This is a genomic window from Collinsella aerofaciens, assembly GCF_015553355.1.
In the GTDB taxonomy this organism is placed as follows: Bacteria; Actinomycetota; Coriobacteriia; order Coriobacteriales; family Coriobacteriaceae; genus Collinsella; species Collinsella aerofaciens_V.
This window is the reverse complement of sequence record NZ_JADNGN010000005.1, coordinates 33,040-55,728: the sequence shown is the minus strand read 5'-3', so window position 1 is coordinate 55,728 and position 22,689 is coordinate 33,040. Positions and strand designations below refer to the sequence as shown.

General features: G+C 62.5%; 21 protein-coding genes and 2 tRNA genes. 2 read left to right on the top strand and 21 right to left on the bottom strand.

Translation table 11 applies throughout. The annotated features are described in order from the left end of the window. Positions 1 to 9: 9 nt before the first annotated feature. From I2D57_RS02630 to I2D57_RS02555, 16 genes are all read right to left on the bottom strand, one after another. Positions 10 to 321, bottom strand: coding sequence for a molybdopterin dinucleotide binding domain-containing protein (locus I2D57_RS02630; RefSeq protein WP_195361363.1), 312 nt, complete (start codon positions 319 to 321; stop codon positions 10 to 12). Between the two features lie 51 nt (positions 322 to 372). After that, entirely contained in the window at positions 373 to 2,127 is a 1,755-nt protein-coding gene (locus tag I2D57_RS02625; protein WP_195361362.1) for a molybdopterin-containing oxidoreductase family protein, read from the bottom strand. Positions 2,128 to 2,249: 122 nt separating this feature from the next. Continuing rightward, the gene (locus I2D57_RS02620) at positions 2,250 to 3,089 is read right to left on the bottom strand and encodes a formate/nitrite transporter family protein (RefSeq protein ID WP_195361361.1); all 840 of its coding nucleotides are present in this window, start codon (positions 3,087 to 3,089) and stop codon (positions 2,250 to 2,252) included. Between the two features lie 39 nt (positions 3,090 to 3,128). After that, positions 3,129 to 3,632 (bottom strand): hydrogenase maturation peptidase HycI, encoded by a 504-nt coding sequence (hycI, locus tag I2D57_RS02615; protein WP_195361360.1) that lies wholly within the window; start codon positions 3,630 to 3,632, stop codon positions 3,129 to 3,131. Continuing rightward, the gene (locus I2D57_RS02610; protein ID WP_195361359.1) at positions 3,632 to 4,213 is read right to left on the bottom strand and encodes a formate hydrogenlyase maturation HycH family protein; all 582 of its coding nucleotides are present in this window, start codon (positions 4,211 to 4,213) and stop codon (positions 3,632 to 3,634) included. The genes hycI and I2D57_RS02610 overlap by 1 nt, the downstream gene beginning before the upstream one ends. Next, entirely contained in the window at positions 4,214 to 4,996 is a 783-nt protein-coding gene (locus I2D57_RS02605; RefSeq protein WP_006234107.1) for an NADH-quinone oxidoreductase subunit B family protein, read from the bottom strand. A 2-nt stretch (positions 4,997 to 4,998) separates the two neighbouring features. Continuing rightward, positions 4,999 to 5,715 (bottom strand): formate hydrogenlyase complex iron-sulfur subunit, encoded by a 717-nt coding sequence (locus I2D57_RS02600; RefSeq protein ID WP_195361358.1) that lies wholly within the window; start codon positions 5,713 to 5,715, stop codon positions 4,999 to 5,001. Between the two features lies 1 nt (position 5,716). Next, positions 5,717 to 7,489 carry a hydrogenase large subunit gene (locus tag I2D57_RS02595; RefSeq protein ID WP_118206179.1) on the bottom strand — a complete coding sequence of 591 codons (1,773 nt, stop codon included), beginning with the start codon at positions 7,487 to 7,489 and terminating at the stop codon, positions 5,717 to 5,719. A 4-nt stretch (positions 7,490 to 7,493) separates the two neighbouring features. Further along, complete coding sequence (locus I2D57_RS02590; protein ID WP_195361357.1) at positions 7,494 to 9,059, bottom strand: hydrogenase 4 subunit F; 1,566 nt, start codon at positions 9,057 to 9,059, stop codon at positions 7,494 to 7,496. A 3-nt stretch (positions 9,060 to 9,062) separates the two neighbouring features. Next, positions 9,063 to 9,716, bottom strand: coding sequence for a hydrogenase 4 membrane subunit (gene hyfE, locus I2D57_RS02585; RefSeq protein WP_195361356.1), 654 nt, complete (start codon positions 9,714 to 9,716; stop codon positions 9,063 to 9,065). Between the two features lie 10 nt (positions 9,717 to 9,726). Beyond that, positions 9,727 to 11,184, bottom strand: coding sequence for a hydrogenase 4 subunit D (locus tag I2D57_RS02580; RefSeq protein WP_195361355.1), 1,458 nt, complete (start codon positions 11,182 to 11,184; stop codon positions 9,727 to 9,729). A 16-nt stretch (positions 11,185 to 11,200) separates the two neighbouring features. Further along, positions 11,201 to 12,124 (bottom strand): respiratory chain complex I subunit 1 family protein, encoded by a 924-nt coding sequence (locus I2D57_RS02575; RefSeq protein WP_006234113.1) that lies wholly within the window; start codon positions 12,122 to 12,124, stop codon positions 11,201 to 11,203. 17 nt (positions 12,125 to 12,141) lie between these two features. Next, positions 12,142 to 14,160 carry a hydrogenase 4 subunit B gene (gene hyfB / locus I2D57_RS02570; protein ID WP_195361354.1) on the bottom strand — a complete coding sequence of 673 codons (2,019 nt, stop codon included), beginning with the start codon at positions 14,158 to 14,160 and terminating at the stop codon, positions 12,142 to 12,144. Beyond that, on the bottom strand, positions 14,153 to 14,770 hold the full coding sequence (locus I2D57_RS02565) for a 4Fe-4S dicluster domain-containing protein (RefSeq protein ID WP_022095203.1): 618 nt from the start codon (positions 14,768 to 14,770) through the stop codon (positions 14,153 to 14,155). Before I2D57_RS02565 ends, hyfB begins: the two co-directional genes overlap by 8 nt. A 78-nt stretch (positions 14,771 to 14,848) precedes the next feature. Next, on the bottom strand, positions 14,849 to 17,071 hold the full coding sequence (fdhF, locus tag I2D57_RS09980; protein ID WP_082421866.1) for a formate dehydrogenase subunit alpha: 2,223 nt from the start codon (positions 17,069 to 17,071) through the stop codon (positions 14,849 to 14,851). A gap of 74 nt (positions 17,072 to 17,145) precedes the next feature. Beyond that, complete coding sequence (locus I2D57_RS02555; protein ID WP_022095206.1) at positions 17,146 to 17,664, bottom strand: 4Fe-4S dicluster domain-containing protein; 519 nt, start codon at positions 17,662 to 17,664, stop codon at positions 17,146 to 17,148. Positions 17,665 to 18,092: 428 nt separating this feature from the next. Between I2D57_RS02555 and I2D57_RS02550 the strand changes: the two genes are divergently transcribed. Next, a complete protein-coding gene (locus tag I2D57_RS02550; RefSeq protein WP_117765829.1) occupies positions 18,093 to 18,416 on the top strand; it encodes a type II toxin-antitoxin system RelB/DinJ family antitoxin in 324 nt (107 codons plus the stop codon). Then, positions 18,409 to 18,864, top strand: a complete 456-nt coding sequence (locus I2D57_RS02545) for a PIN domain-containing protein (protein WP_195361353.1) — start codon at positions 18,409 to 18,411, stop codon at positions 18,862 to 18,864. The genes I2D57_RS02550 and I2D57_RS02545 overlap by 8 nt, the downstream gene beginning before the upstream one ends. Positions 18,865 to 19,607: 743 nt before the next feature. Here the strand turns inward: I2D57_RS02545 and I2D57_RS02540 are convergent. The 5 genes from I2D57_RS02540 to I2D57_RS02520 all read right to left on the bottom strand — a co-directional run bounded on the left by I2D57_RS02540 (position 19,608) and on the right by I2D57_RS02520 (position 22,679). After that, positions 19,608 to 19,681, bottom strand: a tRNA-Gly gene (locus I2D57_RS02540). Positions 19,682 to 19,687: 6 nt separating this feature from the next. Continuing rightward, positions 19,688 to 19,764: transfer RNA gene (locus I2D57_RS02535), tRNA-Pro, on the bottom strand. Positions 19,765 to 19,855: 91 nt separating this feature from the next. Then, a complete protein-coding gene (brnQ, locus tag I2D57_RS02530) occupies positions 19,856 to 21,214 on the bottom strand; it encodes a branched-chain amino acid transport system II carrier protein (protein ID WP_195361352.1) in 1,359 nt (452 codons plus the stop codon). 77 nt (positions 21,215 to 21,291) lie between these two features. Beyond that, entirely contained in the window at positions 21,292 to 22,431 is a 1,140-nt protein-coding gene (locus tag I2D57_RS02525) for an aminotransferase class V-fold PLP-dependent enzyme (RefSeq protein WP_195361351.1), read from the bottom strand. Further along, complete coding sequence (locus tag I2D57_RS02520) at positions 22,428 to 22,679, bottom strand: DUF3343 domain-containing protein (protein WP_022095212.1); 252 nt, start codon at positions 22,677 to 22,679, stop codon at positions 22,428 to 22,430. The genes I2D57_RS02525 and I2D57_RS02520 overlap by 4 nt, the downstream gene beginning before the upstream one ends. Positions 22,680 to 22,689 lie beyond the last annotated feature (10 nt).

Genomic DNA, 22,689 nt, shown 5'->3' with positions numbered 1-22,689 from the left:
CTGAGTCAATTACTCGTTATTATCCTCGTGCTCTGCGATCTTTTCCACGCGAACGGCGTTTTCCTGAGTAAGGGCGGCGCCCGTCAACGGGTCCCAGCGCAGCGGTGTGTGGTCGAGCGGCCCGACGCCCAGGGCCTGAGCGTCACCGGCATCGGCGCCAAACGAACGCCCACCGGGGGCGGCCGAGGTGAAGATGCACGCCGGATGCAGATACGGCGTCGTCTCCACGCGCACGCGGTCGCGGCCCATATCGCTCACGAGTTCGACGATCTCGCCGTCGGCGATGCCCATATGCGCAGCAGCATCGGCATTCATCTGCACGGCATCCAGGTCCGACCCAGCCTCGGCGGCACCTTGGACTGCAAGCCTTCGCTAGGTGTGCGACTCAAAGGGACGGTTGCCGCTAATAAGGCGAAACATCCCCGGGCCAGGCTCCACCATGGGAGCGATCCAGTCGAGTACACGACCCAGGCCAGCACGCTCCCATACGTCACTTGCCAGAGCAATCTTACCGCCGGCAAGCGGAATCATCGGCTCACCCGTGCGCGTCGGCAGCGCAACACCCGTGTCGGCCCAGCCGCGCTCCTTGAGCTCGTCCAGATCGATCCCAAAAGGCGCCACCTGGGCAGCCGCCAGATCGTCAGACGTAAACCGGAAGTACTCGCCCACGCCACACGCCTGCGCCAGACCGGCAAAAATCTCCCGACCGGGACGTGTGTCGTCATGCTGAACGGTCAGCACGGCGTTGCGGTAGAACACGCGCGCGTCGTTGCGGCCCACGACCGTGCCCACGCCGCGGTCGGCCTCCAGATACGTCACGTCGGGCAGCACGAAGTCAGAAGCACGTGCCGTCTCGGACCAGCGAATATCAATCGTCACAAGCAAGTCGAGCCGCTGCAAAATACTCAACCAAGCCTGTGCATTGCCATAGCCCGCACCAGGGTTACTGGCATAGACGATGAGCCCACGCAAATCGCCGGCAAGAATCGACTGACCGATGGTCGTGCACAGGCCGCGCTCGGGATCGACGAGCGGATAGCGCCCGGACCCCAGCTTGGGCCCACGCGGCACCGGCGGCGTCGCAAAGCGCGTGGGATCGAGGTCGCCCAACACAAGCGGCGTGGGCGGATTGAGCGCGCCGCCCGCATGCCCGATGCAGCCCAGCAGCACATCGACCAAGCAGATAGCGCGCGCGGTCTGGGTGCTATTGGCATACGCGATACCGATGCCACCATGAAAGCCCGCATCCACCACAGCGGCAGGCGCGGCGGCAGCGAGATCGCGCGCCGTGGCGACAATCTCTGCGGCCGGCACGTCGCACATCGACTCGGCCCACTCGGGCGTCCAAGGACGGGCCGCCTGCGCTAGCTCGTCAAAACCCGTGGTATAGCGGTCCACGAACTCGTGGTCGTACAGATCCTCGGCAATCAACACGTGGGCAATACCCAACAGCAGCGCCAAGTCGCAGCCCGGGCGTACGCGCAGCCAGCGGTCGGCAAGCGCAGCCGAGCCGCTGCGCCGGGGGTCGACCACGATGATCTTCGCCCCGCGCCGGCGCGCATCGTTGAGTGCATCAACGGCCCCCATCGTCGACGAATCGACAATGGAACGCCCCAGGTACATGATGCAGTCGGTATGCGCCAGGTCTGAGGCGGGACTATAGCCCAGGCTGTGCTCCCAACCGGTAAGTCGGCTAACCTCGCAGGCACCATCGGCACCGTATACGTTGGGCGAACCCAGCGCATGCATAAAACGATACGCCCAGTAGCGGTCGAACGAGGGCACGCCGAGCGTCATGCCCAGCGCACGGGCACTATGCTCGTCAATAATCTCCGCGAGGCGCTCCGCAATATCCGAGAACGCCTCGTCCCAGCTCACGGCATCGAAACCCGAGCCATCCTGGCGGCGGCGCATGGGGTGCAAAATGCAGTCGCGCTCGTCAAACGGCATTGCCAGACGATGCCGTCCGCGGGCGCACAGGGCTCGCGCCGCGCACGGGTGCCCCGGCACCGGCAACTCGGCCACCACGCGACCGTCCTCAACGCGTGCCGCAAAGGCGCAATCGGCATAGCATCCCCCGCATGTGGTCACCACGGCGCGACCGTCACGCTCCACAGCAGATGTCATCTCGATTACCCCTTTCACAAGTCAAACACAACGCGCCAACAGACCGGCAACGAGCCCCAGACCCAAAAAGCCTCCCGCACGGCAACGCCCCGCGGGAGGCCCAACGTCAAACAGACGGTACCTTACGCCTCGGACTTCTTGGCGTAGATAAACCAGTAGCCGAGCGCGATCAGAACCGCACCGCCCACGATGTTGCCCAGCGTGGCGGCGGATAGGTTAAACGCAATGCCCGCGACGTTGAGTGCATCGGCCCCGGCAACCTTGGCACCATAACCGCATGCATGCATCACGGCGCCCATGGGCAAAAAGTACATGTTGGCAACGCAGTGCTCAAAACCGCAGGCCACAAAGGCTGCGATGGGCAGCAGAATGCCCACGACCTTATCGACCACGGTCTTGCCGGCGGTACCGATCCACACGGCCAGGCACACAAAGATGTTGCACAGGATGCCGCGGAAGAAGATCGTCACCCAGTCGATCGTCACCTTGCCGGCGGCGACGCTCACCATGGAGTTGGCGACCGCCTCGCCGTTGAGCTTATAGATGCCGGCCATGTACACCAAAAAGACGATGAACAGGGCACCGACATAATTGCCGACCCACACGACGACCCAGGCCTTGAGCATCTGGGCCAGAGTGATCTTTTTGCTCTTGAGCGCGCAGACCATAAGCGAATTGCCGGTAAACAGCTCGGCGCCACACACCAGCACGAGCACCAGGCCCAGGCAAAAGCACAGGCCGCCCACGACACGCTGGGCACCCCAGCCCAGCGTGCTGTCGCTCAAGAACACCGTAAAGAACAGGCCGCCGAAGGCGATAAACGCGCCGGCGAACATTGCCAACAGAAAGGCCTTAGCGACCGGCAGGTTAGCCTTGGTCACGCCGGCGGTCTCGGTCTTGGCCTCGATCGCGGCGGGCGCCAGGCAATCGGGAGCGGGGTACTCCACCTTGGAATCTGCCATGTCAATCACTTCTTTCCTATTCAGCAGGAACAAGCGCTCCTATTGCTCTTGCCCCAAGCGGACAAAGTGGGAAAAGTCGTTGGCGGCCACGGCGTCGTACACGGCGTCGACGGCCTCAAAGACCTCCGGGGACATGGGGTTATAGAACTCCGTATCGCCCGGCTGAATCCCTATGAAGACGATATCATCGCACGATTGCTCAATCTCTTCGATCAGAATCGACAGGGGAAGCGAATGCGTGGTGAACATCGACTTGCGGGCCACATCACGTTTGTCGAGCAAGCGAATGGCGCCGACGGGCAGCGCCATATCGGCGGCATCAACCAAAACCAAACGCGGCGGACGCTCGCGCTTGACCTCGATGATGTCGTCCTCGGGCGTTTGGCCTCCGTCGATGGTGTACCAACCGGCGATGGGCGCGTCCTCCATCTTTTTGGAGAGTACGGGGCCGGCGGCATCGTCGGCACGCAGCACGCTTCCCGCCGTGAGCACGATACCCGCAAACGGGGCGCCGTTCACACGACCATCCACAACGCGACCCATTACTGCAACCTTCCCGTCAGATACACGCCCGACACATCGCGCACGCGCTCAACCAGATCGCGAAACTTCATTAAGAACGCGACCTGCTGGGCATGCAGGCCAAAGTCGTCGTCGAACACCGAGATGCCGGCCTTGACCGACCCGCGAAAACCGCGCTCGTCGAGCAGCGTGTCGCAGGCCTCGAGCAGCGACGGCACCGCCGCCTTGTCGAGCTGGCACTCACCAAAGGAGCGGATGGCCTCGAACTTGGTTTTGGCCTCCCCCTCCGGCAGCGCGTCGACGAGCGAATAGAACACGTTCACCGGCACCGACAGGCGCGGTTCAAAGCAGTCGAGCACGCCGGTGTGGTGGCCCACGGCGAGCGTGTAGTACAGCACGTCGCAGGCCTCCTGGGGAACGTCTTCCTCGGTCTCCACAAACTTACGCGTGAGCTCGTAAAAGACCACCTGGTCGGGCGCGTGGCCCAGGCAGGGGTCGGCGACGCCCTCGGCAGCCTCGTCGCTTGCGCGCGAGGCATCGCCAAAGGAGCCGCCGAGCATGCCGGGGCCCGCAAAGTAACCAGAGCGGTCCGTGAGCTCCATCTAGCGACCTCCGGCCAGCACCAGATCCTGCAGCGCCGAGTACACCTCGACGCGGCGCGGATCATCCTGCTTGTCGATGAGCAGCGCCATGGCACCGCGGATATCGCCCTTGGGCGCGCCCTCGAGCGTATCCATAAACTCGTTGGCCAAGTCGCGGCCGTAACGGTAGCCGCTCATGGCGCGAGCTTCGCGCTCAATGGCAACGCGCAGCTTGTACGGCACGCCGGGGTGCAGGATATCGGCCTGCTCGCCGGCGGCCTCCACCGTGGTCTCGGCATGGAGTTTTTGGTCCAGCAGACCAAGTGCCATGGCAAAGCCGTAGACGGTCTGCGCGGGGCTGGGCGGGCAGCCGGGGATGTAGACATCGACCGGCAGAATCTTGTCCGTGCCGCCCCAGACGCAGTAGTTGTCGTAGAAGATGCCGCCGGTGCAGCCGCACGCGCCATAGGACACTACGATCTTGGGATCGGGTGCGGCCTCAAAGGCGCGCAGGGCCGGCATGCGCATGGCACGCGTCACGGCGCCGGTGTACAGCAGCACATCGGCGTGACGGGGCGAGGGCACGACCTTGATGCCAAAGCGCTCGACATCGAAGACGGGCGTGATGGAACCGAAGATCTCGATCTCGCAGCCGTTGCAGCCGCCGCAGTCAACGCGGTAGACGTACACCGAGCGCTTGATCTTCTTAAGAAGGGTCGCCTTGGCCTTCTCGATGCTCTCGTCGAGCTCGATCTTGGTCGGGCGGTACTGAAGCCGCTCGGGCAAAAGCGTGGGTTCGGCCATGGTTACTCCTCCTTCGTATCAAAATCCATGATGATGCCCTCGACCGGTGCAGGACCGGCGGGAATCTCGGGCGCATCGGGGTTGAGCTCGCGGTCGATATACTCCGGGTTCACGCCGTGGCCGCCCAGATACTCCATGCCGGGGCCCTGGGGCTCGCCGGATGCAAGCGTCTCGTTGGCAGCCATGCCGGCAGCGTTGCCGGTCTTTACGGCCGACGCGGCGCGCAGGGCGTCGAGCTCGCGCTTGCACTCCTGGCACATACCGACGGTACGGGCGGCCTGCTCGGCCTCCATGCCGCCGGCCTTTTGCAGCAGGCGCTTGGCGTAGTCGATCTCCTTGTGCGGGGCAAACGGCTTGCCGCAACGCGAGCAGTGCTCGAGCGTATAGACGCTCTTGCTGGTGAGGTCGTCCTTACTCATGACGGCCAGCTCAAACTCCTCGGTGAGCTTGATGGCCTCCATGGGGCAGGCTTCCTCGCAGCGGCCGCAGAAGATGCAGCGGCCGTAGTCGATCGACCAGGTGATGGTGTCGGCCGCAAGGTCGGTGTCCATGCGAATGGCATCGGCCGGGCACGCCACGCCGCAGGCACCGCAGGCGATGCAGAGCTCGGCATTGTGCTCGGGCTTGCCGCGCATGTCCTTGTTGGTGGGGAACTGCGCAAACGGGTACTTGACCGTCGCGTCGCCGGCCTTGGCGTTAACCTTCCAAAGCTTCAGCATATTAGAGCGCCTCCTCATCGAGCGGGGCGGCCATGGTGCCCTCGCCCGCAAGCGGCGACTTGTCGCGCCAGACGTTTTCAAACTGCTCCTTGTCGAGCACGTGGTCGCGCTTGGCGGCGACATCGGTCACCGTCACGCGGTCGGTGCAGGAGTAGCACGGGTCGAGCGAACCGACGATCAGCGCAGCGTCGCCCACGGTGTTGCCGCGGAACATGTAGCGCAGGACCGGCCAGTTGCTGTACGTGGCGGCCTTGGCGCGCCAGCGGTAGCACTTCTGGTTATTGCCGAGCATGGCCCAGTGCACGTCCTCGCCGCGCGGCGCCTCGGTGGCGCCGATGGCGTACTTGTGCGGGGTGTACTCCCAATCCGTGGTGAGGATGGGGCCCGACGGGCAGTTCTCGAGCATGGTCTCGATCATGTCGATCGAATCGTAGACCTCCTGGATGCGAACGGCGGTACGGCCGAAGGCATCGCAGGTGTCTGCCGTGGCAGCATGCATCTTTTGGACGTCCGGATCGGCGTAGCCGTCGAAGGGATGGTCAAAGCGGACGTCGCGGGCATAGCCCGAGCCACGCATGAGCGGGCCGACCGGCGAGAAGTCGCGTGCGATCTTGCGGTCTAGAATGCCGATACCGCTCGTACGCTCGATAAAGTTGGGCGTGGAGAGCAAGACGTCGACGAGTTCCTGAACCTCGGAGCGCAGCTGGTGAATGGTCGTGAGCGTGGAGAGCTTCTGCTCGGCCAAAATGTCGCGACGCACGCCGCCGATCACGTTGAGGCCGTAGGTCTTGCGGTGACCGGAGAGTTTCTCGGCCAGGTCCATGGACTTCTCGCGGACGCGGAAGAACTGCTGGAAGCCGGAGTCGAAGCCGGTGTAGTGCGATGCAAGGCCAATGTTGAGCAGATGCGAGTGCAGGCGCTCGACCTCGAGCATGATAGCGCGGATGTACTGGGCGCGCGGCGGGACATGGATGCCCTGAGCGCGCTCGACGGCCTCGGCGTAGGCCACCGAGTGGGCGCAGCCGCAGATGCCGCAGATGCGGTCGGCGAGGAACGTCACGGCGTCATAGTTCAGGCGCGTCTCGGCGACCTTCTCCATACCGCGGTGCACGTAGAACAGACGGTAGTCAGCGTCCACGATCGTCTCGCCCTCGACGAACAGGCGGAAGTGGCCGGGCTCGTCGGAGGTAATGTGCAGCGGGCCCATGGGGACGAGCGTGGTCTCCTTGCCCTTGGTGTCGGCCAAGAACTCGTAGTTTTCCATGTCGCTCGCGGGAGCGGGACGGAAGCGGTAGTCCATGGAGTCCTTGCGCAGCGGGTACAGGCCGCTGGGCCAATCGTCGGGCAGCACCAGGCGACGACGATCGGGCAGGCCCTCGGGGATCAGGCCGAACATATCGCGCAGCTCGCGCTCGCCCCACACGCAGGCGGGGACGAACGGCGTCACGCTCGGGAACGTCATCTTGGCGGGGTCGACCTCGGCGCGGACGGTCACCCAGCCGGGGTCCTCGCCCTCCATGGAAATGACGTAGTACACGGCGTAGCGACCGCACAGGCTGCGCTCGTCGTTGCCGACAATCACGGGAATCCAGCCGTAGCGCTCGTAGTACAGGTAGTGGACGGCCTCGGGCAGACGGTCCAGCTTGACGGTGATCGTCAGCTGGTCCTCGCACTGCCATTCGACCTTCTCGATAGCGCCCGGCACTGCGGCGCGCAGGGCCTCGACGTGGCTTTCGCAGCGACGAGCGTAGTCCTTCTTTTCAGGTTCTGCCATGGTGCTAATTCACCTCGCTTGTCTTGGTCTGGGAGCTGAACACCATGCGGTAGAGAGGGGCCTCGTGGAGCTCTTCGACGCTCTGGTTCAAAACGACGGACGTTGCATCCTCGACGCCGCTCGTAATGGCGACCGGGGTGGCGATACCGAACCACATGACCACGATCGCGAGGGCGATCTCGGGGATGATCATGAGGGCGGGCACCTCGTGGCGCTTCATGCCCTCGGGCGCCTTGCCGAAGATGGACTTGAGCGCAATGCCGGTAAGGGCAAAGTACACGCCGGTGAGGCCGATGGCCACGAGCACGACCACCCAGATGGGACCGGACTGTATGCCGGCCACGAAGGTGAGGAACTCGGAGATGAACAGGGCGAACGGCGGGAAGGCGGCGAGCGCGAGCAGGGCGATGATGGTGAGCGCTGCCGTGACAGGAGCAATCTCGACGACGCCCTTGATCTTGTTCAGGTCGCGGGTGTGGTAGATGTGCTGGATGTTACCGGCCATGCAGAAGGCGAGCGCCTTCGTGAAGCCATGGAAGGTGCAGTGCAGCAGGCAGGCGGCGATACCGAGCGGACCACCGATACCCAGGCACAGCGCGACCACACCGACGTTGTCGACGGAGGAGTACGCGAAGCGACGCTTGATATCGTCCTGCTTGAAGATGCACAGGGCGGCCACCAGGATGGACAGCGTGCCCAGGATGAGCAGGAGCGTTCGCGGATAGGTGTCGCCCACCGTGATGATGGACAGGGAGTAGAAGCGGATAATCACCAGCATGGCGCACTTGAGCAGCACGCCCGAGAGCAGCGCGGAAACCGGGCTCGGAGCCTGGGAGTGCGCGTCGGGCAGCCAGGTGTGCATGGGGAACAGGCCCGCCTTGGTGCCGAAGCCGATGACGATGAACGCGAACGCGAGGCGCACGAGCATCGGGTCGAACTGGTCGGCGTAGGGCATGATGGAGGTAAGGAAGGCAGCCTCATGCGCGTTGGGCATGATATCGGCGGCGTTCGCGTAGATGAGCAGCGTGCCGAACAGGCCGAAGGCCACGCCGGCGGTGCAGACCATCGCGTACTTCCAAGACGCCTCGAGCGCCTGTTTGTTCTTGTAGATACCCACGAGGAACACGGTCGACAGCGTGGTGGCCTCGACCGCCGCCCAGGTGAGGATGATGTTGTTGGACAGGCAGGCGAGCAGCATCGTGAAGACGAACAGGCTAAACAGCGCGTAGTACTGCTTGGTGCGCTCGGCCGGCATGGTCTTCTCCTCGATATCGATCTTGATATAGGAGATGGAGTACACGCCGGTGATGAACCCAATGATGCCTACCAGAAGGACGAAGATCGACGAGAGCGAATCGAGATGGAGCCACAGGCCCAAGGCGTCGATATTCTGCCCGCTCGAGAGCATGGTTCCCGCGGTGACGACCGAAAGGACGAGGGTCGCCGCGACGGAGATGGTGTTGAGCCCCGCGAAGACGCTGTAGGACGTCGTCTTGGGGAGCGCAGCCATAATCAGGGAGAACACAAGGGGACAAGCGAGCAGGGCGACCGTCAGCATTGAAACATCCATGGCCTACCCCTTCAATTCGGTAAGGTCGTGGGAGTCGAGCGACTTGGTGTCGTTCCAGATCCTCACGACGACGGCGGACATGATGATGACGGCGAAAATGGCGTCGGTGGCGATGCCGATCTCGATGATCTCGGGGGCCGTGGGCGCGAGCAGGGCGAGCGTCACGTGGCTACCGTTCTCCATAAGGCAGTACCCGAAGATCTGCTTGAGGATGTTGCGCTGGGAGATGATGCACGTGAGGCCGACGAAGAAGTGCGCGAAGCTGATGGCGAGGGCCGGAGTAGCCACCTCGGCGGTGGGCAGCGTCAGGCGCGTGACCACCGCGAAGCAGACGGCCACCTCCAGACCGGTGAGGATGATGGTCCAGGCCGGCTTGATGGAGGAGGTCAGCGTGCTATCGGCAGGCGAACCCATCTTTTTGTAGGCACGGTTGAGAATGAACGGAACGAGGATCACCTTGGTGAAGAAGGCCGACGCGGCCCACATGAGAAGCTCGGTGGCACCGGTGGTGAGGCCCAGGGTGAGCAGCACGCCCACCAAGACAACCGACTGGATCGCGTACCACTTGATGGCGGACGGGATGGTCTTCGACACGACCACCATGGTGGAGGTCACGATCAGAAGACCGCCCAGGATATTGACTAACGAATAACCCATGTCCTACCTCCTAACCCATCCAACTAGAGGACAGAGGACCGGCGACGACGACCATGATCATGAGGACGACGAACACGAACGCCATGGCGCGCGGAAGGGGCTGGCCGGCGGCCACGGTCTCGCTCGGCTCACCGGGCAGGACCTCACCCATCCAACGCAGGAACCATGCGAAGGTGGCGACGGTCTCGACGACCATGACGCACACGAGGACAAAGATGACCGTGTTGGTAGCACCAACCGCGAAGCCACCGGAAATGATCTGGAACTTGGAAAAGAACGTGCTCATGGGGGGCACGCCGGCGATAGCGGTCGCGGCGACCGCAAAGCCCACGCCCGTGACCGGGTACTTCTTCATGAGGCCCTGGATCTTGGGCAGCATACGGGTTCCCAGCGTGAAGCTGAGAGAGCCAGCGATGAGGAAGAACAGGGTCTTGGTGAACGCGTGGTTGAAGATGTGCTCGACGGCGCCGTTAAACGCCATCTGGCTTCCGAACACGGAGAGGCCCAGGCCAAAGAACACGTAGGCGAGCTGCGCGATCGTCGAGAAGGCGAGCAGGCGCTTCATATCCTTCTGGGGCAGGTACATGAGGAAGCCGAAGAGCATGGTCACGACGGCGTCGATGATGGCGACCCAACCGACGATCTCGGGGATATCGCCGGCGCTCGCAAGAGCGCGGGCGAACACGCACACGCCGACCTTAACCATGGACGCGCCATGAAGGTAGGCGGAAACGGGCGTGGGGGCCTCCATTGCGGAGGGCAGCCACATGTAGAGCGGGAACTGGGCGGACTTGGCCCAAGCAGCGAACAGGATGAGCAGCAGCACGACGGTCTTCATACCGGAATCGAGCTGGGAGATCGCGCTCAGCGCGAACGTGCCGGTTCCGGCGAACAGGAAGGCCGCGCCGATGTAGAGTCCCAGAGCGCCGATATGGGTGATGATGAGCGCCTTCATACCGGCCTTCTTGGCCGTGGGCGTCATGTAGTAGCTGATGAGGCCCCAGGAGCACACACCGGTGATCTCGAAGAAAACGAGCTGGCCGACGATGGTGGAGCTGTAGGCGAGACCGGCCATGGCGCCGATGAACGTGGAGAAGTACACGTAGAAGCGACGACGGGGCGCGTCGGGATGCTCCTTATTCTTATCGCTCATGTACGGGAACGAATAGATGACGACGAGCAGGCCGATAGCGACGAACGCGGGTGCGAGCAGCGTGCTCATCCGGTCGAATATGAAGCCCATGACCAAGGTCTGGCCCATACTCGCCCAGGTTACATCGACCGCGTTCATGCCGTTTCCGGCAAACGTCGCGGCCAAGCCAACGGAAGCGACCGTGGCGATGCCGCCGGCAAAGGCGCAGATCCATTTAGCGTAGGGACGCGGCAGCATGACGATGAGCAGGGAGCCCAGCATGGGGACGGCGATCGCCACCATGGCAAAGAGGGACAAGCTCGATTCGATTGACATAGTTTCTCCCTTCTCCCTACACGCCTACGACGACGAAGACGAACGCGAGGACCGCGATGCCGACGACGGCCCAGGTCTGGTTACCGAGCACCTTGAAGCGCGAACGGGAAACGGAGTTCTCGAGCACGCCGCAGACGACGAAATCGACCAGGCACTTGACGAGGAAGACGACGGCGCCCACGAGAGCGGTGACGCCGATGGTCGCGGGCTCTCCCCAGGGGATGAAGATGGAGGTGAACCAAGCGACGACCACGACCTGCTTCATGCCCATGGCGAGCTTCATCATGGCCAGGGACGGGCCGGAGAGCTCGGCGAGCGGGCCCTCCTGGAGCTCCTGCTCGGCTTCGGCCTGATCGAACGGAAGCTTGCCGAGCTCCATGTAACAGGCGGCCGCGAAGGCGACGCCGGCGAGGATAACGGCGACGACGCTCGAGACGTTGCCCGTAACGATGTGCTGACCCATGGTCGCAATGTCCGTGGAGCCGCACACGATGGCGACGGTGAACAGCGCGATGAGCATGGACGGCTCGATGAGCACGCTCATGAGGAGCTCGCGGATACCGCCGAAGCCCGCGTAGGCGTTGGAGGAATCCACGCCGGACAGCGCGAAGAAGAAGCGGGACAGCGCGAGCGCGTACATGATGGTGATGGCGTCACCAAAGACGGGCATGGGGCTCTGGAGCGTGAACATGGGCAGGCCCATGGCGAGCATAAACGACACCGCGAGGAACAGCGGCGGCATGATGCGCAGCACGAAGCTCGAGTCGGAACTCACGGACTCGGGACGCGCCATGAGCTTCGCGAGGTCCCGGTAATCCTGAAGGATGGACGGACCGCGGCGATTGTGCATCTTCGCGCGAATCACACGGGCGAGGCCGGAGAAGAAGGGCGCGACCAGCATGACCACGAGGCCCTGCGCCATCGCAAGAACGATGTTCATAATATCCTCCCCCCTCTCTAGACCATGACCACGGCGAGCACGAGGAAGACCACGAGCGCCGCGACGATGTAGCAGATGTATACGGAGTAGTTGCCGCCCTCGATCTTGGAGGCGAGGCCGGCCAGCTTGTCGGCACCCTCGCTCGGTGCATCGACCAGGAAACGGTCGGGCAGGGGCTCGACGCCCTGGGCGACACCGGTGAGCTTCTGGAACACGTGCGCGATGGACCAGCAGATCTTGGTGCATACCTCGCGCAGGGTGTAGAGCGGGCCCATGAAGAGTTCGACGTCGGACGCGAAGCTCGTGGCGACGACGGGCATGTGCTCGTTGGGCTCGTAGCCGCACGCCCAAGGGTCGGTCTTCTTAGCGGGGGCCTTGGCGCCGAGGCAGGACCTCAACGCGAACGCGAGGCCGGTGAGGACCACGAGCCCGATGGCGATCGCGGGGGTGGAGGTGGCGGCACCGGAAATCTCGTTCACGAGAGACACGCCCGAGGTGGCTGTGACGGCGGAGCCGGCAAGCACGCTCTGGGCGACGTCGCCCAGAACCGGGGCGATGACCGGGGAGCCGATTCCCAGTACCACGCAGATGGCCGCGAGGAGCATCTGCGAGAACAACATCGGAGCCGGGGACTCCTTGGCGTTCGCGGCCTCCTGGGAACGAGGGCTGCTCGCGAACGAGACGCCGTAGGCCTTCACGAAGCACGTGACGGCCAGGGCACCGGTGATGGCGAGGGCGGCCGCGGAGGCGACGGCGAACACCATGACGACCGGGTCGGAGAGCGTCGAGATGTTGAACAGGGACTGGTAGGTGAACCACTCGGAAACGAAGCCGTTGAGCGGCGGGATGGCCGAGATGGCAAGGGCACCGATGAGGAAGCAGACGGCCGTGACCGGCATGCGGCGGAACAGACCGCCCATCTTCTCCATGTTGCGCGTACCCGTGGCATAGAGCAGGGAGCCCGCGCCGAGGAACAGCTCGCCCTTGAACATGGCGTGGTTGAGCGTGTGGTAGAGGGCGGCCATGAGCGCGATCGTCGCGATGACGTCGTTGCCCAGGGCGTGCGCCGTCATGGACGCGCCGACACCGAGCAAGATGATGCCGATGTTCTCGACGGAGTGATAGGCAAGCAGGCGCTTGATGTCGTGCTCGTGGAGGGCGTAGACGACACCCAGGACCGACGAGATGGATCCGAAGACCAGGACCATGAGGCCCCACCAGAGCTGGACGCCCGAACCCGCGAGCAGGTCGAGACCGACCTTGAGGATTCCCAGGATGCCGATCTTGATCATGCCGCCGGACATGAGGGCGGACACGTTGGACGGCGCCTCGGGATGCGCCTGGGGCAGCCAGGAGTGCAGCGGAATGATACCGGCCTTCGCGCCAAATCCGAAGAACGCAAGGACGAAGCACGCGGAGGAGACGGCGGGTCCAAAGTCATGCGTACGGAAATCACTGAAGCTGAAGGAACCGCCCACGCCGTTGGTCATGAGCAGGAAGCTCGCCATGATGAGAACGAAGCCCACGTGCGCGATGACGAAGTAGAGCCAACCGCCCCTAATGGAGTTCTTGTTCTCCTCGATAACGACAAGGAAGTAGCTCGTAAGGGACATGAGCTCAAAGGCGACCAGGAACCAGAACACGTTGTCGGCGGTGATGACGAGCATCATCGAGGCGACGAAGGTGTTCATAAAGAAGCCGGCGCGCCCGACCTTGCCCGGGTACTCGTCGAAGTAGGACAGGCCGTAGATGAAGCCCGCAAAGGCGAGAATCGAGATGAGGACCACGATCAGGCCCGCAAGGCCGTTGAGCAAGAGCTCGAGACGGGCGAACGGGAAGAAGAAGACCGTGTTGAGGGACGAAACGTCGCCAAGCACGGCCTCGAGGCCCGCGATGAACGACAGCACGGCCGCGACGGCGCCGATCAGGCAGCCGGCGGTCTTGGCGGCGTTATCGGCCTTGATCAGCAGAACCGAGGCGAGCGCACCGATGCACGAGACGGCAAGCGATGCGATAAACAGCGTCATGCTATCCATTGTTTACGCTCCCTTCTGCTTTCTCGGACAGGCCCTGGGCCACAGCGGTAACGTCGACGACTGGACCGTTTTCGATCGAGCGCAGGCGCTTGGCCTCGTCGAGCTCGCGATCGGCCGCGCCGCCCATGACGGTCAGCGCCTTGGTGGGGCACGCCGCCACACAATGCGGGCCGTCCGGATCGAAGGCACACAGGTCGCACTTGACGGCGCAGGTGTACTGGCCAGGAGCCCACGTAAGCAGGCTGCTCAGGGACTTAGGATACGAAGGCGTCGGGTCGCACATGCCTGCGACACCGGCGATAGACGTGCCATCGGGATGGATGGCTCCGAAGGGGCACGCGATGGCGCACAGCCTGCACCCGATGCACTCCTGCTCCTTGACGTGGATGCGATCGCCATCGTGCTCGATGGCATTCACCGGGCAAACCTCGGCGCAGGGAGCACCCTCGCAATGGTGGCAGGCAAGGGCGGCCGAAATACCGCCGGTCTTCACGAGCGCCAGGCGCGGCGTATCCTGAAGACCCTGCATCCGGTGGGCGTCGGCACAGGCGGACTGGCATGTTCCGCAGCCGATGCACCTCTCCGGGTTGATGTCGATGAAGCGGTTCATCCCCACTTCCTTTCAAAATAACGGGCCGGGCTCCCGAACGTACGGGACGCCCGGCCCAAAAAGCCAACGAGAACGGGACTACACGATTTGGTTCACGTGCGTCTCGTCGTCGAACTTGGCGGCGCCAGGCTCAACGTCCTGGGGAGCAGCGGCGTCCACCAGAGCCTGCTTGAGCTCGGTGTACTGACGCTCTACCTCGCCCTCTGCCCAAACCTGGTCGGCAATGGCGTCGACCTGGCAGGCGGAGAACTTGTCCTCGGGCGTATGCGAGACCGGGTCGACCTTGTGAATGGTCAGCTCGTTGCACTTGCCGATCCACCACTGGTAGGTCATGTAGACCGTGCCCTTATTGATGCGATCGCTCACGTCGGCGCGGCTGTATACCTGGCCGCGGCGGCTATGAATCGAGACGATGTCGCCGTTCTTGATGCCGCGCGCCTGGGCGTCCGCGGGATTCATGCGGACAAAGCCGGGCTCGTCGGCGAGCAGCGCCAGCGTCTTGCAGTTGCCGGTCATCGAGCGGCAGCTGTAGTGACCGACCTCGCGGACGGTGCACAGAATGAGCGGGTACTCATCGTCGGGAAGCTCGGAGGGCGCCTCCCAGTCGTGCGCCATCAGGTTGGCGCGGCCGTCCTTGGTGGTGAACTTGCCACCAGCGAACATGTCGGGCGTACCGTGGTCGTTCACATCGGTGCTCTTGACCGGCCACTGGGCGTAACCGCCCTCGGGAGCCATCTTCTCGTAGGTCGCGCCCACAAAGTTGGGGCACAGGCTAATGCACTCGTTCCAGATCTGCTCGGTGTTGTCGTAGTGCATGGGATAGCCCATACGCGTGGACAGGTCCGCGAAGATCTCCCAGTCGTGGCGGCACTCGCCCTTGGGCGGAACAGCCGCGTCAAAGTGCTGGAAGCTACGGTCGGATGCGGTAAAGACACCCTCGTGCTCGCCCCAAGAGGTAGCGGGCAGTATGACGTCGGCGAGCATGGTCGTCTGCGTCATAAAGATGTCCTGGCAAATGAACAGATCCAGCTCGGAGAGCGTCTTGCGCATACCGGCCGAATCGGGCTCGGTCTGCACCGGGTCCTCGCCGTAGTTGTAGAAGCAGTGCACCTTGCCCTCGTCGACCAGGTGGCCCAGGTCGGTGAGTTTGTAGCCCTCCTCGAGCGGGAGCTTTTCCTCGGGCACGCCCCAAGCCTTGGCAAACTTGGCACGCACAGCCGGGTCGGTGACCTTCTGGTAGCCAGGGTACAGGTTGGGCAGCATGCCCATATCGCAGGAGCCCTGGACGTTATTCTGGCCACGCACGGGCGCGAGGCCGGAATTGGGTTTGCCGATCTGGCCGGCAACGCAGGCGATGGAGGCGATGGTGTGCACCGTCTTCAGGTTCTGCTTCTGCTGGCATACGCCCATGCCCCAGCCAATGATGGCAGAGGGCTTCGCCGTGGCGTACATCTCGGCAGCTTGGTGGATCAACGCGGGCTCGACACCCGTGATGTCCTGTACGGATTCGGGAGTGTAGTTCTTGATGGTCTCCCACCACTCGTCAAAGCCGTTCGTATGCTCGGCGACGAATTCCTTGTCGTAGAGGCCATCGTTGACCAAGCAGTTGGCAAAGGCGTTGAGGAACGCGACATTGCAACCGTTCTTGATCGGAAGGTAGAGATCGGCGATACGCGCGGTTTCGATATGGCGCGGGTCGGCGACGATGATCTTGCAACCCTTTTCTTTGGCTCGCACGATACGCCTTGCGACGATGGGGTGCGAATCGGCAGGGTTATAGCCGAAGAGGAAAATGCAGCCCGCATCCTCCATACCGGGGATGGAGCATGACATGCAACCTGAACCAACCGTGTCCATCAGACCGAGGACAGTAGGGCCGTGTCAAGTACGGGCGCAGTTGTCCACGCTGTGGGTGCCGATGCACGCACGCGTAAACTTCTGCATGACGTAGTTCGCCTCATTGCCGCCGCCTCGCGAAGAGCCGGTGGTCATGACAGCGTTAGGACCATATTCGTCAATTATGGCCTGCATCTTAGATGCGGTGAAATCCAGTGCCTCGTCCCAGCTTACGCGCTCAAGATCCGCGCCCTTAGTGCGGCGGATCATCGGGTGCAGTACGCGAGGAGTCAAGATCTTGGTGTCGTTGATGAAGTCGTAGCCGCTCATGCCCTTAAGGCACAGCTCGCTCTGGTTGGTGATGCCGTTGAGCGGTTCGGTACCCACGACCTGGCCGTTTTGGACCAAGAGGTTAAACTGGCAACCGGCGCCGCAATACGGGCAGATCACTTTATGCTTCTCCATGACACCCTCCTTCCTTTCTCTGCTACCGAATACTCGGTACTTATTTGACAATCATTGGGCCTGTCGCCCGACGCTTACGCCTCGTTTTCGATGGTGGCGCGGGCACGCTCGGCAGTCAGTTCTGCCAGACGCTCCTCGTCCACCAGGGTGAGGCCCTTGGTCGGACACGCCTCGGCACACGCCGGACCGCCGGGACGGTCCACGCACAGGTCGCACTTGAGCACGAAGCTCTTAGTCTGCGAACCCACGCGAACGTCACCCATCAAGACGGGGACCTGCGTGGTCGCCACGCTCACGGCGCCAAAGGGGCATGCCATGACGCAGCTCTTGCAGCCGATGCAGTTGTCCTCGTTGACGCCGATGCGATGGTTCTTTGGATCAAAGAACAAGGCGCCCGTGGGGCAGGCCTTGGCGCACGGAGCGTCCTCGCAGTGGTGACATGCCACCGGCGCGGAAATCTCGTAGGTGCGCGTTACGCGCAAGCGAGGTGCGGCGATGTTGCCGGGAATATCGTGCGCCTCGATGCACGCCGCCATACAGGTTTGGCACCCAATGCAGCGTGAAGAATCAGCCACGACTCGTTTATTGCCCATGTTGTTCACTCCCTCCTGAATCCCATGCCGGAGAGACCCTGTCGACGTTGCGCCGGACCGCCCGTGGTCCGGCATCGGCGTATCGAGTGCATGCGGCGAAACAGGCACTTCGATAGAGTTCCTCCAACGATATACAGGCTAAATATACGCAGTTGCAGCTGGCAAACTTGAGCATAGGCCCTGCATTACGGGTGTATTGCAGGGGTTTTGGCAGGTTGGAATTATTCTCTAGAAGCTATAAAGGTGAGTGTATTACATGCGTACGCCCAAGAAAGATTTCACGCTCGTTTCTGGTGAATGTAGTACGTTTGTAATGTTGTTCACACTCGATTACTCTAGTGCAATAAAGTAGTGGTTATAAGATTGGCTATTATAGCCAATACTGTATTTGACCATTCATATTGCACGCTCATTAAGGGCGGCCAGTGATGTCATCGACGCAAAAACGAGCCATCCTGCAGGTGCGCATTCGCGAAGAGGACAAACAGCATGCCGAGCGCCTCTACGACGCCATGGGCACATCGCTTGCCGAGGCCGTTCGCCTTTTTGTCGCGCAGAGTATTTTGATGCGCAAGCTTCCCTTTCAGCCGGTCGCCGTGCGCTCAAAGGACGGCACCGCCGCCTATGGATCGCTCAAAGCATATGGAGATCCCAATCGCCGCTCCGAGGAGCGCAATGCCTGGATTGAGTACCTTGCTACAGAAAGCGACGATTCAATTTTGGGTCCCGAGGAAGTAGATATCCATGAGTAGCACCATCATCGACGAGACCGTCATCCTGCGCTACCTGCTTGACGACGACGAAGTTCTGTCACCGCGCGCTGCCAAGGTCATCGCCACGCGCACCGCTCGCGTCTACCCCGAAATCATCACACGCGTCGTGGTCACGCTGCGCGACGTCTATAAGGTTCCCCGCGTTGAGATTGCTGCGGCCTTGAAAAGGCTGCTCGATGACGTCATGGTCGACGAGCCCACCGTTGTCGCCCTTGCCGTCAAACTCTTTGGCAAGACCCATATGGACTTTACCGACTGCCTCCTCGCAGCCCGAACCGCCATCTACAACGATGATGTCGTGAGCTTTGGCAAGCCCATCATCCAAGGCATGATCGATTACCGCCGCAAGCGTCAAACCGCTGCCGACGCCCGCGACCGCAGCACCGACGCCGCCATCGACAAGCTCCGCCATCAATCCCGCCACTAGCCCCATCCCGCCCTAAGTTGCGGTGAAATAGTTCCTGTTTTCAAGCTTCCACGGGCATTTTAGGAGCTATTCCACCACAACTTCCAGGTAGGCCATCCGATACCGGCAGCCTTAGACCGCGAATCCTACTGTTCGCCACGAAACGGGCCTATCTACTACGTTTAACCGATTGCCCTCGACCATACCGAAATCCGAAAAATCAAAACCGCTGGTAGACGGCTTGCTGATTTTCCGAAAATGCCGCTATGGTCGACCCCTGCGGGCCAAACGTAGTAGATGGGCCGCTTTCGTGGCTCAGCACCAGACCAGTCATTTTGGAACAGGGCTTTTGACCACACTTGCCAGCCGATCGCTAGAGTAGCCAAAAAAGCCCCGTCCCAAATTAGCTACCCAGGCCTTCAATGGGTTCGCAAAGGCCAAAAGACAGTCCGTATTTAACCGCAACTTAGGTGGGGTGCGAGGCGGCATCGATTCCCGTCACCCCGTACACTTACGAAAATGGCTCTGGTCCCAAAAGGAACCAGAGCCATTCGTCTATCTTATGGAGCGGGCGACGGGAAGTCCAAGGGTTTGCTTCGCAAACCCTTGTTTCGCTGCGGGCCATTGGCCCTTGCGTGCTGCGCTGGAAAATGCTCACGCATTTTCTCAGCTTCGCACCCTGCCGGGTTCGATTCCCGTCGCCCGGCACGCTTATGAAAACGGCTCTGGCACCAAATGGAGCCAAAGCCGTTAAAACTATCCTATGGAGCGGGCGACGGGAATCGAACCCGCGTCATCAGCTTGGAAGGCTGGGGTTCTACCATTGAACTACGCCCGCAAGATATGGTCGGGACGACAGGATTTGAACCTGCGACATCCTGCTCCCAAAGCAGGCGCGCTACCAAACTGCGCCACGTCCCGAAGGTGTTGAGCAGCTAAGGTCTAAACCTTGCGTGTCCCAAAGCGAAGGAAATTATAGGGGAGACTCCCCGCCTGTGCAAGCGCAGAAACCCTAGCTCCTCGAATGTGCGACAAACCGGCTGTGGAGCAGACCGATCACAAACGCCACCACGGCGACCGGCGCCCACGCGGCGCCGATATCTGCCAGGGGAAGCGCATCAAAGGGCAGCCACGTGCCCCCAAAGAACGCATCGCGGACCGAGGTGATCACGCTCTGCACGGCAACCGCGCCGCCGACCCATACCCACACCTGCGGATGAGCGTCGCAAAAGCCGTGCACCAGGCCCATCAGTACCAGCACGATGGCAACGGGATACAAGGCGTTGAGCATGGGCACCGAGAACATAAGAATCACGTCGAGGCCCACATTGGAGAGCACGCACGAAAACGCTGCGAACACAAAGGCGAGAATCGCAAAGGGACGGCGTATGGCCTCCTCGGAGGCCTCCGCTCCCCCTTCGACCACATACGTCTCGCAGAAGTAACGCGAGCAGCAGCTGATGAGGCCGATGCACACGTTCATGCAGGCGAGAAAGAAAATCGCAAATACCACAACCGTGCCGGCAAGGCCAAAGTGCATGGAGGCAGAGCGGGCAAGGATGGCGGCGCCATTGGTGGCATCGGGCATAACCGTGCCGAGCTGCATGCCGGCAAGCGCCAGGCCGCAATAGATGATGGCCATGAGCACGCCGGCGATCACACCGGAACGCGAAATCTCGAAGGCCACGCGTTTGTCATCGGTAACACCCAACTCGTGGATGGTCTCGGCGATGATGATGCCGAAGGCGAGCGACGCAAGCAGGTCCATGGTCTGGTAGCCGGTCAAGAAGCCTTGAACCGCAGCGCCGGCATCATAGGGAGCTTGCGGGGCAGCAGCCGGTCCCAGCGGCGAGATCACGGCAGCACCCACGACCAGCACGATGAGCGCGATGAGCGCGGGGCCCGTAATGCGACCGAGTACGCGTGTGATGACCCCCGGGCGCAGCGTAAGCACAAACGCGACGACAAAGAAGCCGACGGCAAACACCAGGCGAGCCGTGCCGAGCGAGACGCCCTCGGGCAGCAGCGGCACTAGCATCTCGAACGCCGTAGAGCTTGTGCGCGGAATGGCCAGGCACGGACCGATGGCCAGGTAGACCGCCGCAACGAAGAATTCACCAAACTTAGGATGCACGCGCCCGGCCAGCTCGCGGGCCGTGCCGGCGAGCGCGACGGCAATAAATCCCATGACGGGCAGACCGATGGCGGCAATCAGAAAGCCGAGCATGGCGACCGGCGTGGCAGAACCTGCCTGGAGCGCCAGCAGCGGCGGAATAATGAGGTTGCCGGCGCCGAAGAGCATCGAGAACAGGGCGATGCCAACGGTAACGACATGATCGGAGCGTAGACCACGCGGGGCGGATGAGGCCATATGCACACCTTTCGGGTCGAAACAAAAACGGGACGGGCAAAAACACCCGTCCCGCAAGTATAAACGGTCTAGCAGCTTTAGCAGGCTAAATCGCATAGAGCATCGATAGCCGTGTCAACTTCTTCGGTAGTGTTGAAATACCCAAACGAGAAGCGAACGATACCCTGGCGCTCGGTCCCCAGCGCGCGGTGCATGAGCGGAGCGCAATGGGCGCCGGGGCGCGTCGCAATCCCCCACCCTTGCATGAGCGCGTCCGAGATCTCGGCAGAGTCGATATCGCCCACGTTGAGCGACGCAATCGCAGAGCGCATCGGCTGGTCAAAGGCACCATAGAGCTTAATCCCCGGAATCTCGCGCACGCCGGCGAGGAAACGCTCGGCAAGCGCGCGCTCACGCGCCGCAATCGCCTCGGCCCCACCCTGGGCCTCGATAAAGTCGAGACCGGCAGAAAGGCCCGCGATGCCGTGACCGTTGAGCGTGCCCGCCTCAAGGCGCGTGGGCCACTCAAGCGGCTGCAACGCATCGAAACTGTGCACACCCGTGCCACCCATGGCCCACGGCGCAACGTCAATGCCCTCCGCAACGGCAAGGCCGCCGGTGCCTTGGGGTCCCATGAGCCCCTTGTGGCCGGTAAAGCACACGACGTCGAGCCCCATGTCCTGCATATCGATATGCGCCGTGCCGGCAGACTGCGAGGCATCGACAATCACGAGCGCGCCGGCCGCATGAGCCACAGCCGCCACACGTGCAACATCAACGGAGTTGCCGGTCACATTGGAGGCGTGCGTCACCACCACGGCACGCGTGCCAGGCGTCACCAGCCGCTCGAGCTCGTCGTAGTCGAGCAGGCCGTTCGCGTCGCAGCCCGCATGCTCAACGGTCACGCCCCGCTCTGCCGTCAGGCGGTTGAGCGGGCGCAGCACGGAGTTGTGCTCAAGCACCGTTGTGACCACGCGGTCGCCGGGACGCACCACGCCGTTAATCGCCGTGTTGAGCGCCGCCGTGGAGTTGGGCGTAAAACAAACATGGTCCGCCCTCGGGCAGCCCAGCAAGCGCGCAAGCTTGGCACGGCAAGCATGAATCGTACGAGCGGCATCGAGGGCACCCGACGTGGCGCCACGCCCGGCATTGCCGAGCGAGCACATCGCCTGCGTCACGGCATCGATCACCGTCTGCGGCTTGTGCATGGTCGTCGCCGCGTTATCCAGGTAGATCATCGCACGACCTCCCACATATCAATCACGGTATAGCCCTCGGTGGGAACGCCCGCCGCGGCGAGTTCGCCGCGCAGCAGCTCCTCATCGGCAGGCAACGCTTTCCACGCCAGACCACAGCCGGCAGCGACCTCCCCTGGCACGGGAATCGTTCGCCCGGGAAGGCCGCGCTCAATGCACAGGGATTCGCAGCCCATGGCGGCCGCCGTGGTGGGAAACGTGATGACAAGCGCCGGGCGCTTCTCCCTCATGGCAACTCCA